We start from the raw sequence: 14,338 nt of genomic DNA, 5'->3' as shown, positions 1-14,338 counted from the left end.
CCGTGGCGCGCGGTCGTGACGCGGGCACGGGCGCGGATGAGCGGAGTCGGAGATGACCGTTGCGACGTCTTGAGTACAAGTGGCTGGTCGGGATCACGTTCGTGCTCGGTCTGATCATGCAGATCCTGGACATGACCGTGCTCAACGTGGCGCTCGCGACGCTCGGCAGGGAGTTCCACGTCGGCGAGGGCACCCTGCAGTGGGTGCTGACCGGCTACATGATCAGCCTCGCCGTGTTCGTGCCGTCCTCCGGCTGGATCGCCGACCGCTTCGGCAGCAAGCGCACCTTCCAGCTCGCCGTCGTCCTGTTCACGCTGGCCTCCGTGCTGTGCGGGCTCGCGACGGAGATGTGGATGCTCATCGGCGCCCGCATCCTGCAGGGCGTCGGCGGCGGCATGCTCGTCCCCGTCGGCCAGGCCATGCTGTTCCGCGCGTTCCCCGCCAACGAGCGGGCGAAGGCCTCGGCGGTGCTGTCCATCCCGATCACCATCGCCCCCACGCTCGGACCGCTGCTCGGCGGCGTGCTCGTGGAGTACGCCAGCTGGCGCTGGATCTTCTTCATCAACGTGCCGGTCGGTGCCGTGGCCCTGCTGTTCACCGTGCTGTTCCTCAAGGAGGAGCACCGCGAACGCCCCGGCCGGTTCGACCTGCCCGGCTTCGTGCTCGCCGGCGCGGGCCTGGCGACGCTGCTGGTCTCCCTCGACCAGGGCGCGCAGCTCGGCTGGGGACGCCCGTCGGTGTGGGGCACGCTGCTCGTCTCCGCGCTGCTCATCGGCGGGCTCGTGCTGCGCGAACTGCGGACGCCGGAACCGATGCTCGACCTGCGGCTGCTCGGCGACCGGCTGTTCGGCACCGGCAACGCGCTGCTGGTGTGCTCCACCGGGGCGATCTTCGGGACGCTGTTCCTGCTGCCGCTGTTCCTGCAGAAGCTGCACGGGTTCTCCCCGTTCGAGTCCGGCCTGGTGCTGATGCCGCAGGCGCTGACCATGCTGGCGGCGACGCAGGTGGTCAGCCGCATCTACGGGCGCTTCGGGCCGCGGCCGCTGCTGCTGATCGGCTTCACCGTGCTCATCACGGTGGGACTGGCGCTGCAACTGCTGAGCACCACGACACCGGTGTGGTTCCTGATCGTGCTGCTGATGTGGCTCGGGTTGGGCATGGGGCTGCTGATGACGCCGTTGCAGACGGCCGCCTTCGCCCGGATCTCCGGGGACGCGATGGGGCACGCGAGTTCGCTGTTCAACGCGAGCAGGCAGGTGGCGACCGCGCTCGGCACGGCGGTCTGCGCCACGATCCTGGTCGCGATCACCGAGGCCCGCTCGTCCACCGTGGACCTCGCCGCGCCCGGCGCCCTCGAACAGGTGCAGATGGCCGCCTACCGCGGGGCGTTCCTCGCCTCGATCGGCTTCGGCGTTCTCGGATTGTTGCTGTCGCTGCGCGTGCGCAACGCCGATGCCGCCGCGACGCTGGACGACCGGGAGAAACCGCGTGCGCGGGCGGGGAAACGCGGCGGTGACCCCTCGGGCACCACGACCGTGAGATAGCTCAAGGTATCCCCACAACGGTTCGCACCGGTGCACTATTTGAAGGGTGACCGAATTGCCGCACGCCGACCAGGTCCGCAACCACGCCCGCTGGCGTCCCGGATGGCATTCCGGCCGCACCAGCTACGCCTGGCTGTTGCCGTTCGCCGACCAGCCCGGACTCCGCCACCTGGTCAACCAGTACCAGTACGCGCTGCGCGACCTGCCCGGGTTCGACCTCGTCCCGCTGGAGTGGATGCACATCCTGGTGCAGGAGGTCGGGTTCACCGACGAGGTACCGCCGGAGAAGATCGACTCCCTGGTGGAGGCCGCCCGCAAGCGCCTCACCGGGTTCAACCCGCTGTCGCTGGCGTTCCACCGCGCCGTGGTGCTGCCCGAGTCGCTGTCGCTGCCCGCCGAACCGCAGACCACGCTGCTGGACCTGCGCGCCGGGCTCCGGGCCGCGACCGCCGACGCGCTCGGGGACGACCAGGTCCCCGGCGAGCCGGAAGAGGTCGACCGGCACATCAGCCTCGCGTTCTCCACCACCGAAGGTCCCGCGATCTTCGCCGTGGCCACGCTCGGCGGCACCGAAGTCGACCCGACGACGGCGAAGACCTCCGCGGTCTCCCTGGTGCGCCTGAACCGCGACCACTCCTGCTCAGAATGGGAAACCCTCGCGCAGGTACCGCTTGGGTGAGTCGTATCGGGCTCGTTTTGCTGTGGTGTCCGGGTGGCGGAACCTCAGCGTCCTTCTCGCTGCGGGATCTTTTTCCCTAGTGGCTCCGCCACGAGGGAAAAAGCTGTCCTCGCGAGAAGGAAGCTGAGAACCCGCGGGTGGTCACCTTTTGGACGTGGGCTATGTGCTTCGCACATACAGGCACGGCCTCCGGCCGCAAGGCAGGCGTGGCTTCGCCGCCCACTGCACGGCTTCGCCGCTAGGCACGGCTTCGCCGCTGGGGTGTGGCCGTCAGTGGGGGCGGAGACCGGGTTCAGCGGTGCCGGTCGAGCGTTCGCTGCAGCCGTTGGGAGCTCGATCTCGCCGGGGTGGTCGTCCGAACGGGTACCTTCGAAAGCGTGGACGCCGTGGCGGACACGTCGGGCCGGAATCCGTTCGGAGGGACCATGTCGGGCGCACTCATCCTGATCATCGTCGCGGCCGTCGTCCTCGTGGGCGCGCTGTGGTGGTCCCGCCGCCAGACCCTGGAGCGCTCGCGCAAGGAGCTGGACGACTCGCGGGCCGAGGCTCGCCGCTGGGTGGAGCGCCTCGGCGGCCAGGTGCTCAACATCGACGGCACCGACGAGGCCTCGAAGCAGGCGATGGCCGACGCGGCCGAACGGCACAACGCCGCCGTGTCCCAGCTCGACCAGGCGAGCTCCGCCGAGCAGTGCAGGTTGACCACGCAGACCGCGATGGAAGGCCTGTACTACGTGCGGGCCGCGCGCACCGCGATGGGCCTGGACCCCGGCCCGGAGCTGCCGGACCTCAGCCACGGCGCGGGCAAGGTCACCGAGCACCGCGAGGTCGAAGTCGAGGGCAGGCAGCAGGTCGCCTCCCCGTCACCGAGCGATCAGACCCCGCACTACTACCCCGGTGGGCGCGTCGCGGGCCGTCCGGTCCCCGAGGGCTGGTACAGCGAGCCGTGGTGGAAGCCCGCACTCGTCGCCGGAGCCTGGGGCGCCGGTTCGTTCCTCCTGATGAGCGCCATGTTCAGCGGCATGCCCGGCGTCTCCGAAGCCGCCTACGCAGACGGCTTCCAAGACGGTCAAGCCGACATGGGCGACCCGGGCGACATGGCCGACGCAGGCGACGGCGGCGACTTCGGAGACTTCGACTTCGACCTAGGCGACTTCGGCTTCTAACCCACCCGGCCCCCAAAGCCCGTACCTAGACAGCAAAGCCCCTGCAGTTGGGCTGCGAAGCAAGTCTGCCTAGCGGCGAAGCCGTGCCTAGCGGCCTTAGGCCGTGCCTGTATGTGCGCAGCACATAGCCCACGTCGAAAGCCCTCACCGGCGGGTTCTCAGGCGGTCTGTCGCGAGGACGGCTTTTTCCCTCGTGGCGGAGCCACTCGGGAAAAAGATCCCGCAGCGACAGACCGCCTGAGATTCCGCTATCCGGACACCCAAGCCACACGAGCCGTGGAAGCAAGATCTAAGACTGGCACTCAGGGCACCAGTAGAGGTTGCGGCCGGATAGGTCCGCGGTCGCGATCGGCGTGCCGCAAACGAGGCACGGCGCGTTGGCGCGGCGGTAGACGTAGACCTCGCCGCCGTGGCGGTCCTGCCGGGGTTCCCGCCCCATGGCCTCGGGTTCGTGTTCGGGGCGGACGGTGTCGATGCGGCCGACCCGGACGCCGTCGGCCATCAGCTCGACCAGGTCGTCCCAGATGAGCTTCCACTGCTGCTCAGTGAGGTCACGTCCCGGCGTGTAGGGCGCAATCCCGTGCCGGAACAGGACTTCCGCGCGGTACACGTTGCCCGCTCCGGCGAGGATCTTCTGGTCCAGCAGCAGCGCGGCGATGCTGGTGCGGGAGCGCGAGATCCGCGTCCACGCCCGTTCGGGTTCGGCGTCGGCGCGCAGCGGGTCCGGTCCGAGCCGTTCCCGCAGCGCGGTGACCTCGTCGAGGGTGAGCAGTTCGCACGCGGTGGGTCCGCGCAGGTCGGTGCCGGTGTCCGGCCCGATGAGGCGCATCCGCACTTGGCCGCGCGGTTCCTGCGGCGGCAGCGGGAATTCGGTGAAGGTCCCGTACAGCCCGAGGTGCACGTGCACGACTTCGGGGCCGTAGAAGTGGAAGAGGTGCTTGCCGTGCGCCTCCGCGCGCTCGAACGGCGCGCCGTCCACTCGGGAGGCACCGGCGGCGAACCGTCCTTGCGGGCTGGACACGCGGACGCGGTGGCCGCCGAAGCGGGAGTCGTGCAGCCCGGCCAGCCGGTGCAGGGTGTGACCTTCGGGCATGGGTCAGAACAACACCCAGAGCACGATCGACTCGGCGAGGTACGCGAGCACGCAGCAGGCGCTCACGACCAGTCCGCGCCGCACCGCACCGGGGGCCGCGCCGCGGCGCAGCGCCACGACGACTCCGCTCACGAATGCGAGGCACACGGCGAGGAAACCGCCGACGATCAGCCAGATCCCGACGCCGAGGGCGCAGTCGGGTTGCGCGCAGGCGGCGCCGGGGCCGCCCGCCAGGTAGGGCGCGAGCGCGCTCTGCCCGAAGAAGAGGACGAGCACGCCGGCCACCGCACCACCGAACGCGACGAGCGGCGTCAGCAGGGCGGTGGCCGGGCGTGCTTCGGTCATGTCGTGGTCACTCCGCGGGCAGCGCCGGCGGTTCGCCGGTCCGCTCGTAGTCGGAGAGCAGGTCGATGCGGCGCTGGTGCCTGCCGCCTTCGAACTCCGTGCCGAGGAACGCCTCGACGATCGCCTCGATCTCCTCGACGGAGTGCATCCGCGCGCCGATGCCGGCGAGCAGTGCGTTGTTGTGCTGACGAGCGAGCTTGGCGGTGTCGACGTTCCAGGTCAGGGCCGCGCGGGCGCCGGGGACCTTGTTGGCCGCGATCTGCTCGCCGTTGCCGGAGCCGCCGATGACCAGCCCGAGGCTGCCTTCGTCGGCCACGACCTGGCGAGCGGCTTCGACGCAGAACGGCGGGTAGTCGTCCTGGGCGTCGTAGGCCGCGGGGCCCACGTCGGTCACCTCGTGACCGCGCTCGGTCAGCCACTTGACCAGGTGATTCTTGAGTTCGAACCCTGCGTGATCAGATCCTAGGTAGACGCGCACGGAGGCAGTGTGTCAAACGCCCCGCCGCTGCCTCGCACCCTGGTTAGGGTTGCCGCGTGACCGATGGCGACACCGAGCGGGCGGGCCGGTGGCTGGAGGTGGCCGACGGCGTGCGCGCCCGGCGCCACGAGGAGCTCGACCTCACGACCGGCTTGGTGCTGGGCTCGGAGCGGGCGCTGGTCATCGACACCCGGGGCGATCATCGCCAGGGCGCGGAGCTCGCCGCGGCGGTGCGGGCCGAGACTTCGCTGCCCTGCGTCGTCGTGCTCACGCACGGCCATTTCGACCACTGCTTCGGCACCGCCGCGTTCCGGCCCGCACCGGTGTGGGCGCACCGGGGATGCGCCGCCTACCTGCGCGAGCACGCCGAGCGGCAGCGCGCGCAGTGGTGCGCGCACTACCGCCGCGAGGGGCGCGCCGACGTCGCCGACGCGCTCGCCGCCAGCGAGGTGGTCCCGCCGGACCGCGCGGTCACCGGTTCGGCCGAAGTGGACCTGGGCGGGCGCGTCGTGCGGTTGCACCACTTCGGACCGGCGCACACCGATCACGACCTGGTGGTGTCGGTGCCGGACGTGGCGGTGGTCCTCGCCGGCGACCTCGTCGAGCAGGGCGCGCCCCCGGACTTCGAGGACGCCGACCCGCAGCACTGGCCGACGGCGCTGAGCGGCGTGCTCGCGCTGCGACCGGAGATCGTCGTGCCCGGCCACGGCGCCCCGGTCGACGCGGAGTTCGTGCGCGGGCAGCGCGACGAACTCGTCCGCCTGGCCGACGTGTGCGCGCGGCACGCCCGCGGCGAGCTCACCGCCGGTGAAGCGCTGCATCACTCCCCGTATCCCGCCGACACCACTGAGCAAGCCCTGCGGAACTTCCGCTAGGCCGTTCAGCGGTACGCGTGCGGCCGTTCGGAGTCATTTCGCGAGCGGGGGGCACCGATCTCCGGCCGGGAACGTCATGCTCACCAATGGCCGGAAATCACCCGGCCGGTGACCCGCACGACGGCACTACGCTGGGGCGATCAACATCGCCGTGGTGCGGCGAACGACTACTTGGGGAGGCGACGGTGTCCGATCCGGACCCGACCGGCGCGGCGCGGCGGCAGGAACTGCGCACCAGCAACGACGCCCTGCGCGGCCAGATCGACGGCATGCTCGCGGACCTGCGCCGCCGCACGGCCGAAATCCAGGAGAAGCAGACCGAGGCCGCGGCCAAGACCCACGAGGTCGTCTCCGACGACGGCGTGGTCACCGCGCGGGTCGACGCGACGGGCACGCTGGAACAGCTCCTGCTGTCGACGAAGGCCTTCGACCGCACCACGCCGGAACAGCTGGCGCGCACCATCACCAGCGTCGTCCGGGAGGCCACCGGCAACGCGCAGCAGTCCTTGCAGTCCGATTTCGCCGCGCTCGCCGAAACCCCGGACCTGCCGGACGTGTTCGCCGGGGCGCCGTCGCTGACGGACTTCCTGCCCAGCAGCGGCCCGCTGGTCGCCCCGCCCGACCCTGCCGCCGAACGTGCCGCGCGCACCGGCAAGCAGCCGCCGGCCCAACAGCCGAGCACCCGCCGCGACGACGCGGACGACGACGAGCCACCGCAGTCCTTCATGACGGAGGGACGCTGGTGAGCGGCCAGATGGAGATGCGCCCGGAGGAGATCCGGGCGGGCGGCAGGCGGATCGGCGACGCCGGGGACCAGCTGAGCAGCGTGCTCCAGCAGCTCAAGTCCGGTTTGGACGCCGAAGGCGAGTGCTGGGGCGGCGACGAGGCCGGGCAGAAGTTCGCCGAGAGCTACGTCAAGAACAGCACCGACGTCAGCGACGGCATGAAGAAGCTCGCCGAGGCGCTCGGCAACATCGAGGACAACCTGACGGCCACCGCCGACGACACCGAGGGCCGCGACGAGCAGGCCGCCTCCGACATCGGCAACGTGCCGCGGAGCTGAACACCGACTTGGCCGACCAGTGACTGGGGAGTCCTACCGCCATGAGCATCGAGATGCCCGACGAGGTCAAATGGCTGCTGCCGATCGTCGTCGGACAGTCCTGGCCGGAAGGTGACGAGGACGCGCTGCGCCGCCTCGCCGACGCGTGGCGGGCGGCGGGCGACGGCATCGACGGCGTCACCGGCGACGCGAACGGCGGCGCGAGCCAGTCGCTGAGCGGCATGGAAGGCCAGACGCACGACGCGTTCGAGAAGCTCTGGCAGGACATCGGCAACGGCGGTGAGGCCGCGCTGCCGAAGCTCCAGGAGGCGTGCGAGCAGCTCGGCCAGGGCTGCGACGACGCGGCGCTGGACGTCGAGCACACCAAGCTGACCATCATCGCCTCGCTGATCGCGCTCGCGATCCAGATCGCGGCGATGATCGCCAGCGCGGCGTTCAGCTTCGGCGCTTCCACGGCGGGGATTCCCATCGCGCAAGGCATCACCCGCACCGTGGTGATGCAGATCTTCAAGCAGCTCGTGCTGAGCATCGCCAAGAACGTGGCCATCGAGGTCGCCACGTCCATGGCGATCGAGGCCGCGGTGCAGGGCATCCAGATCGCCTCCGGCGAGCGCAAGGGCCTCGACGGCGGCAAGTTCAAGGACGCGGCGATCAGCGGGGCCATCGGCGGCGCCGTCGGCGGTGTCTTCGAGGGCGTCGGGAACGTGGCGGCGCGCAAGGCGGCGGGGGCCGTCGGCGACGCGGCGGGCGACGCCGTGGGCGATGCCGCGGGCAACGCGGCGAGCTCCGCGGGCCGGGCCGCCGGGGACGCGGCGGGAGCCGCGGGTGACGCGGCGGGCAGCGCGGCCGGTGCGGCCGGGCGAGCCGCGGGTGACGCGGCTGGCGACGCCGCCGGAGCCGCGGGCCGTGCCGCCGGGGACGCCGCCGGAGCGGCGGGCGAGAGCGCCGCCAAGAACCTCGGCGCAACGGCCCTCAAGGAAGGCGCCAGCGGTGCCGCGCAAGGCGCCATCGGCAGCGTCGCCGAGCAGCTCATCACCGAAGGCAAGGTCGACTGGGGCGCCGTCGGCACCGGCGCGATGTCCGGTGGCGCCATGGGCGCGGGCATGGGAGCGGGCGGCGCGGCCCTGTCGAACCACTTCAGCGCCCCGGACGTGCCCGACGTGAGCGGATCGGGCGATTCCTCGGGGAGCAGCGGCTCCTCCGCTGGCGGTGACAGCGGTTCCGCCAGGTCCGGCGACAGCGGCTCGACCGGTGGCAGTGGTGACGCGGCGAGCTCGACGTCCACGGGCAGCACGGCGTCCGCCACCGCGGAGGGCGGATCGTCCGGCGACTCCGGCGGCTCGAATTCCTCGTCGGACAGCGGTTCTTCCTCGCCTCGTTCGTCCATTGAGGACATGCTGTCCGGTGATTCGTCCACGGCGAGCGCGGATTCGAGCAGCGGCGGAAGCACCTCGTCCACCGAAGGGGCCACGAGCTCTTCCGACACCGGGTCGTCGTCGGCCGGGGACGGGAGCCGTTCGTCGAGCGACGGCGGCTCGACCGCCGACGGCGGCTCGGTCTCCGAGGGCGGTTCGCGGTCGTCCGGCGAGGATTCCGGGTCACGCACGTCCGGTGACACCGACTCCGGTGGTGCGCGGTCCGGCTCGGACGCGGCGTCGCCCTCCCCCGGCGCGGAGGGCCCGAGCACTCGCTCCGACGCGGCGGACTCCCCGTCCGCCTCCGACGGCGCTGCCACGCGGACGTCTGATCCCACACCCACGGGCGATTCCGGAGCGACACCCAGGTCGTCCACCGACGGCGACTCCAGCGGCCCGTCGACCACGTCCGCCGACGGCGGTTCCGGCAGCCCGTCGACCAGGTCCGCCGACGGCGGTTCCAGCGGCCCGTCGACTACATCCGCCGACGGCGGTCCCGGCGCGGGCCGAGCCGACACCGCCTCCACCGGCGGCTCGGGGTACGGCTCCGGCTATGGCTCCGGGTACGGCGACAGCAGCACGACAGCCACCTCGGGCGCAGGCGATTCGAGCGGCACGCCGGACACCGGCAGTGGCGGCACGGGGTCCCGGGGCACCGACACGTCGTCCGAGTCCGGCTCCGGTGGTTCGGATGCCTCCAGCGGATCCTCGAACTCCGGCACGACTCCGGGCGAGTCGAGCTCGGCGTCCGGCGGATCCGGGAACGCGTCCGCAACGACTCCGGGCGACTCGGGTTCGGCTTCCGGCGGATCCGCGGGCGGCTCGGGCTCGATGCCGCACGGCGGCGATTCCACGCGCACGCAGCCTTCCGGACCCGCCGGCACCACGTCCGCGTCCAATGTGGACGCTCCGGCGCGTCCCGCGGAGCCCGCGGCGGCACCCCCTCCCGCGGCCCCGGGAGGCGCGGGCCGCGCCGACCAGGGCACGAGCGCGGGCGGTGGCGCGATGGGCGGCGCACCCGCCGGTGGCGCACCGGGCGCAGCCGGAACGCCCGGCTCCGGCGGTAACCGGCCGGGCTCCGCCGGGAGCTGGACCGGCACCTCCGGCACTCCGGGTGCCGCTCACCACCCGGCCGACGGCTCCCGCCCCGGCGGCTCGCGCTCGGACCGGCCGCTCGCCCCGTCCGCCCGAGGCGCGGACGCCCCCGCCCGTCCCGACAGCGGGCGCACCTCGACCCCGCCACCTTCCCCCGGCGGTCGCCACGCCGAATCCCCTCGCCAGTCCCCGTCACGGTCCGACGGCCCGAGCCCACAGCACGCCGCGCCCTCCCGACCCGACGCCCCATCTCACGCCGGAAACCCTGGTCGACCCGATGGCCCGTCGCACCCAGGTACTTCCGCTCGACCCGACGGCCCGTCGCACGCCGGAACCTCCGGCCGTCCGGACGGCATCGGGAGCGCCAACGGTCCTGCGGCACGCCCGGAGGTTCCTGGGCAGCGCCCTGACCCGAGCGGGCAACCCGGGCGCCCTGACGGCACCGGAGCGGGCCGGCAACACGCGAGCCCGGCTCCCAGCGGACACCCTCAGAGCAACCGCGCCCCGGAAGCGCCCGGCGCAGCCTCGCCCTCTCGCACTCCGGAGGGCCCGTCGCCGCGCGACGCCCGAGCCGGCACGCACCCGCAAGGAGCCGACCCCGCTCCCCCGCGCACCCAGGACTCGGCTCGCCCGGACGCGCGACCGGACTCCTCAGCACCTCGCCGAGACGGACCGGAATCGGCCACCGACGGATCACGAGCGGACGGATCGGCGCGTCCCGACGGCCGCCACTCCTCCGACGCGCGGCCCGACCGGCAGGCCGACCGCCCGAACGACCGCCCGGAGCAACGGCCGCACGACGCGGACCAGCGCACGCACGACGGCGACCGGCAGCACCCGGACGCCGAGCCCGGCACGCCGGAACGCCAGCACCAGCTCGACCAGGCCGAAGCGACCCGCGACCGGACTCCCAGCGGCTCGTCGTACCACCACGACCAGAACATGCGGGACCTAGCGCAACGCGTCCCCGACGACGGTGTGCACCACACCGTCGACGTGCACGCCTTGCCCGACGGCCGCGTCCGGGTCGGCGACCACACCTTCAGCGCCAAGGAGTTCGCGGACATGCTGCGCCGCGACCCCGCCTACGACGGCGGACCCGTCCGCCTGCTGTCCTGCGACGCGGGCACCAGCGGCCTCGCCCGCGACCTCTCCCGCGAACTCGGCGTCCCCGTCACCGCGCCCCGCGGCCTCGCCTGGACCGACGGCACCGGCCGCGTCTTCGCCTCCGACATGGGCCCCGACGGCCGCCCCGGCTGGCCCCCGAACGGCAGCTGGGACACCCACCACCCCGACGGCACCGACACCCCGGCTGGCAACGACGGCTTCCACCCGCCCCGCGACGGCGAAGACCCCGGCCCCGCCCCGGACGACGCGGAAGCACGGGGGGATGATCTCGACGTCGATGCACAACGCGAAGCCGACTTCCAGCGGCTCAATGGCCGCGTGGAAGAAAATCGAGCAAAGCAGATCGAAGGCGATCCGAACCAGCGCCTCGACAACGATCCGAATAAGCCCGTTCAAGCCGAACCTGTCCGTGGAAAGAGTCGAACGTTGACCTCCAGCACGGCACGCCTGGACATCGACGGGCGCGCTGTGCACTCCGAGCAGGACTCGTCCAGCGGGGGCAAGGATCTGACCAAGACCTACATGGGGCAACGGCAGAACGGGACACAGCGGGTCAACTTCAGCGAACAAATATTCCCCACCCTCAATGTCGACGACCAAGGGTCGCTAACCGATATCGGCGGAACCAACAGGGCCTCCGACTCCGAACCAAAGCAGATCGAGAGACTCACTCGCCAAGTCCTCGAAGAGATGACCCGTCGCCCTGACGGTTCGACCCGAAAAGACTTGGACAAGCACATCCGCGAAGTGCTGGCCGAGGTCAGCAACGAACGCGCCCCGGACCACAGCGGCAAACGCCTCGCGACGACCCCGGACGATCACCCGGAGATCATCGATCGCGTGCTCGCCCGCACCCTCCCGCCTGAGCTCAGAGATCAGGCGTCGACATTGCGAGAAGCGGTCACCGGGGACCTTCGAATGCTGATCGATTTCCCGGGAAGGCGCCCGGAACCGGGAACCCCAACGGAAGACGTTTGCCGTTCGTGCCAGAATGTCCTCAACACCTTTAAAACCGTATTCCCCAATATCAACATCGAAGCGCGCAACACACATGGAGAGGTTGTTTTCAGTGCCTGATTCACAAAACAGCCCCACAGCTCAGATCCAAGCCATCTTCACAGATACGACAAGCCAGGGCTGGAAGCCGGAAACCAGCAGAGGCGCGAGCGACGAGCAAATTTGGGAGTTCACTCGCAGCCAGGGGGCCCCTGCCATTCCCGAAGCGCTGCGGGAAGTCTATCGACTCATCGGAGCAGCCCCGGGACTGTGGTTCTCGGGCAGCACCTTCGGCGTGATCGATACGGGCCCCCAGCTCAAGGAAGAGGCAGCGGACCTACTCAAGGACACCGCCATCGACGTTCGGGAAGCATTGGTGCTTACCGGCCATGGCGGATACGAGTACCAGTTCATCCCCGCTCCACTCATCAACCTGGAAGCACCTCCCGTCTGGATGGCGCGCGAAGCCGATGACGAGGATGAAGGCGACGAACCGGTGGTGACGGAGACCTGGCCCAGCGTCGTGGAGTGGTTCCGATCCGCGTCGAACAACGTTCTGCGCTGGCGGGAAACCCTCGCCGCACGCCCAGGAAGCGGCGAAGAGCTGGTTCGCAAGTATTTTTCACATTAGAACCCATCCATGGAACAGCAATTCCCATCTACCAACCGGTTTCGTTGTTACGGGCAAGCGGGCAGCGGCGAACGCTGGGGCCGAGCGAGACCACCAGACCGCTACGACGCCGAACGCCTTGACCGATAGCACGGACGAAATCGACTCGAGGAGTTCCGGCCGGAGTGATCAATCTCCGCATCGACGAAGAGGACGTCGTTCTGGACGCGTCCGGACACGTCTTCCACCAAGGCGAGCCGTTCACCGGCGTCACGGTAGCAACAAGTCAGGACGGCCGCGTGGTATCAACCCACTCCTACTTCGCGGGATACCCGGACGGCCCCTACCAGGAATGGCGGAGCCCGGATCTCCTGCGCAAGGAAGGGCAGATGCGAAACGGGATACCGATCGGCACGCATCGCGAATGGCATCCGAACGGCCAGATCGCCACGGAATCCGATTTCGACGATCACGGCTCACAAGTCGACTTCCGAGCTTGGGACGAGAACGGGATCCAGATCTAGGGCCACAACGACCCGGCTCACCCCCACTGAATGCAGCCAACCGCAGCCTTGCCACGAACACGTCGGCGAAACCCGCTTGCACCCGGGACGGACAAGAACACGGCTCGACCTGGGAATGGTATCCGGATGGGAACGTCCGCGTAGAGGAACACTTCACACTCGGACGTCCCACTGGAATCTCTCGCAAATGGCACCGGAACAATCATATCGCCGAAGAACGTGAGTTCGACGCGCAGGGCACGCCTATCCGAGTGCAAACCTGGGACGAGTCCGGAAAACTGACGAGGGACTCTCGATGACCACCCGCACAATGGGCACGCAGCTCCCGCGGGGAGCTGGCCGCTTCATCACGTCAGCGTCGGGATTCGGCTCGGCCCAGTTGGTCGGCGGTTCGGGTGGTTTCCGGGAGGCGATAGCGGGGGGCGAGGCGGAGCACCAGGTCGCAGGCTGCGTCGAGGGTGCAGCGGTGGCCGACCGAGACGAAGATCGGCTTGACGCGCGGCTGCGTGCGCAGCGCGCTCCCGACCGGTTCGTCGTCGAGCAGCAGCGGTGATCGGTCGCCGCGTTCCGGGCCCGGCGGGTCGTACTTCCCCAGCGAGGTCTTGCCGACACCGATGCTCGGCAGGTCCGTGAGCACTCCGAGGTGGCAGGCCAGGCCGAAGCGCCGCGGATGCGCCAGCCCCTGCCCGTCGCAGACCAGCACGTCCGGCTCGACGTCGAGCCCGGCCAGCGCCTCCAGCAGCGACGGAGCCTCGCGGAACGCGAACAACCCCGGCACGTAGGGGAATTCCGCCCGCGCCCGGACCACCGAACTGTCCACAACGGACAGATCAGCCAGGTTCAGCACCGTGACCGCGGCGATGACGTCATCGGATCCCTCGGCGTAGGCGACGTCCAACCCGGCGACGGTCCGAACCTCCTCCGGGGCGCCGTCGAAGCGCACCATCGACCTCAACCGCTCCTGGACGGCGACGGCCTCCGCCTCGGCGGACGGCCACTCGTGCAACTCCCGAACCTGAACCACGCCACCACCCTAGGCGCCAGGCGGTCAGAGACCGTTCCAGTACGCGTTCAGCCGAGTGATCGCCTCGTCTTTGGTCATCGTCCTGATCTCGGCCTCCGGAACCCCGGCCCGGTGGACCAGCAAGCGGACCAACTCCGCGGGAAGCGACTCCGACGACGAACGAACCGGGAACCCTCGATCCGGCAGCACTTTTCGGTCGACGCACGCCCAGAAATCGTCCTCCGACACTTGAAGCTGGTCACGCAAGATGTGAGCCCAGAGGCTCGGGCCGTACGTGCTCCGGTCAGGGGGATGGGAAATCCTCGT

The 14,338-nt window shown here is 70.5% G+C and carries 13 protein-coding genes; 9 read left to right on the top strand and 4 right to left on the bottom strand.

Features of this window, described 5'->3' with window-relative positions; translation table 11 throughout:
• The first annotated feature begins 59 nt into the window (after positions 1-59).
• The 3 genes from BJ969_RS04580 to BJ969_RS04570 all read left to right on the top strand — a co-directional run bounded on the left by BJ969_RS04580 (position 60) and on the right by BJ969_RS04570 (position 3,386).
• The gene (locus BJ969_RS04580; protein ID WP_184477599.1) at positions 60-1,544 is read left to right on the top strand and encodes an MDR family MFS transporter; all 1,485 of its coding nucleotides are present in this window, start codon (positions 60-62) and stop codon (positions 1,542-1,544) included.
• A gap of 46 nt (positions 1,545-1,590) precedes the next feature.
• Positions 1,591-2,223 (top strand): 2'-5' RNA ligase family protein, encoded by a 633-nt coding sequence (locus BJ969_RS04575; protein WP_343071226.1) that lies wholly within the window; start codon positions 1,591-1,593, stop codon positions 2,221-2,223.
• 425 nt (positions 2,224-2,648) lie between these two features.
• Positions 2,649-3,386 (top strand): hypothetical protein, encoded by a 738-nt coding sequence (locus BJ969_RS04570; RefSeq protein WP_184477597.1) that lies wholly within the window; start codon positions 2,649-2,651, stop codon positions 3,384-3,386.
• 289 nt (positions 3,387-3,675) lie between these two features.
• On the opposite strand, the gene BJ969_RS04565 is transcribed toward BJ969_RS04570, so the two are convergent.
• The 3 genes from BJ969_RS04565 to BJ969_RS04555 are packed head-to-tail and all read right to left on the bottom strand — an operon-like array spanning position 3,676 to position 5,302.
• Positions 3,676-4,479, bottom strand: coding sequence for an Fpg/Nei family DNA glycosylase (locus tag BJ969_RS04565; RefSeq protein ID WP_184477595.1), 804 nt, complete (start codon positions 4,477-4,479; stop codon positions 3,676-3,678).
• Positions 4,480-4,482: 3 nt separating this feature from the next.
• A complete protein-coding gene (locus tag BJ969_RS04560) occupies positions 4,483-4,824 on the bottom strand; it encodes a hypothetical protein (RefSeq protein ID WP_184477593.1) in 342 nt (113 codons plus the stop codon).
• Positions 4,825-4,831: 7 nt separating this feature from the next.
• Positions 4,832-5,302 carry a ribose-5-phosphate isomerase gene (locus BJ969_RS04555; protein ID WP_184477591.1) on the bottom strand — a complete coding sequence of 157 codons (471 nt, stop codon included), beginning with the start codon at positions 5,300-5,302 and terminating at the stop codon, positions 4,832-4,834.
• A 56-nt stretch (positions 5,303-5,358) separates the two neighbouring features.
• On the opposite strand from BJ969_RS04555, the gene BJ969_RS04550 reads away from it, so the two are divergent.
• The 6 genes from BJ969_RS04550 (at position 5,359) to BJ969_RS04525 (ending at position 13,008) form a co-directional block, all read left to right on the top strand.
• Complete coding sequence (locus tag BJ969_RS04550; RefSeq protein WP_184477589.1) at positions 5,359-6,177, top strand: MBL fold metallo-hydrolase; 819 nt, start codon at positions 5,359-5,361, stop codon at positions 6,175-6,177.
• Positions 6,178-6,362: 185 nt separating this feature from the next.
• On the top strand, positions 6,363-6,923 hold the full coding sequence (locus BJ969_RS04545; protein WP_343071225.1) for a YbaB/EbfC family nucleoid-associated protein: 561 nt from the start codon (positions 6,363-6,365) through the stop codon (positions 6,921-6,923).
• Positions 6,920-7,240 carry a WXG100 family type VII secretion target gene (locus BJ969_RS04540; RefSeq protein WP_343071224.1) on the top strand — a complete coding sequence of 107 codons (321 nt, stop codon included), beginning with the start codon at positions 6,920-6,922 and terminating at the stop codon, positions 7,238-7,240. Before BJ969_RS04545 ends, BJ969_RS04540 begins: the two co-directional genes overlap by 4 nt.
• Before the next feature lie 41 nt (positions 7,241-7,281).
• Positions 7,282-11,955 carry a WXG100-like domain-containing protein gene (locus BJ969_RS04535; protein ID WP_184477585.1) on the top strand — a complete coding sequence of 1,558 codons (4,674 nt, stop codon included), beginning with the start codon at positions 7,282-7,284 and terminating at the stop codon, positions 11,953-11,955.
• Positions 11,948-12,505: a hypothetical protein gene (locus BJ969_RS04530; RefSeq protein ID WP_184477583.1), complete on the top strand. Its 558-nt coding sequence runs from the start codon at positions 11,948-11,950 to the stop codon at positions 12,503-12,505. Before BJ969_RS04535 ends, BJ969_RS04530 begins: the two co-directional genes overlap by 8 nt.
• A 164-nt stretch (positions 12,506-12,669) precedes the next feature.
• Positions 12,670-13,008 carry a toxin-antitoxin system YwqK family antitoxin gene (locus tag BJ969_RS04525; protein WP_184477581.1) on the top strand — a complete coding sequence of 113 codons (339 nt, stop codon included), beginning with the start codon at positions 12,670-12,672 and terminating at the stop codon, positions 13,006-13,008.
• Between the two features lie 352 nt (positions 13,009-13,360).
• Here BJ969_RS04525 and nfi read toward each other — a convergent pair whose 3' ends face one another.
• Positions 13,361-14,032: a deoxyribonuclease V gene (gene nfi / locus BJ969_RS04520; protein WP_343071223.1), complete on the bottom strand. Its 672-nt coding sequence runs from the start codon at positions 14,030-14,032 to the stop codon at positions 13,361-13,363.
• Positions 14,033-14,338 lie beyond the last annotated feature (306 nt).

The sequence above is a fragment of the Saccharopolyspora gloriosae genome (assembly GCF_014203325.1).
In the GTDB taxonomy this organism is placed as follows: domain Bacteria; phylum Actinomycetota; class Actinomycetes; order Mycobacteriales; family Pseudonocardiaceae; genus Saccharopolyspora_C; species Saccharopolyspora_C gloriosae.
Note: the sequence above shows the minus strand (reverse complement) of the source record. Positions and strands in the feature narration are given on the sequence as shown.

Coding starts and splice junctions, on each gene's coding strand:
- BJ969_RS04535 (WP_184477585.1), top strand. CDS start 7,282: ATGAGCATCGAGATGCCCGACGAGGTCAAATGGCTGCTGCCGATCGTC.
- BJ969_RS04565 (WP_184477595.1), bottom strand. CDS start 4,479: ATGCCCGAAGGTCACACCCTGCACCGGCTGGCCGGGCTGCACGACTCC.
- BJ969_RS04560 (WP_184477593.1), bottom strand. CDS start 4,824: ATGACCGAAGCACGCCCGGCCACCGCCCTGCTGACGCCGCTCGTCGCG.
- BJ969_RS04570 (WP_184477597.1), top strand. CDS start 2,649: ATGTCGGGCGCACTCATCCTGATCATCGTCGCGGCCGTCGTCCTCGTG.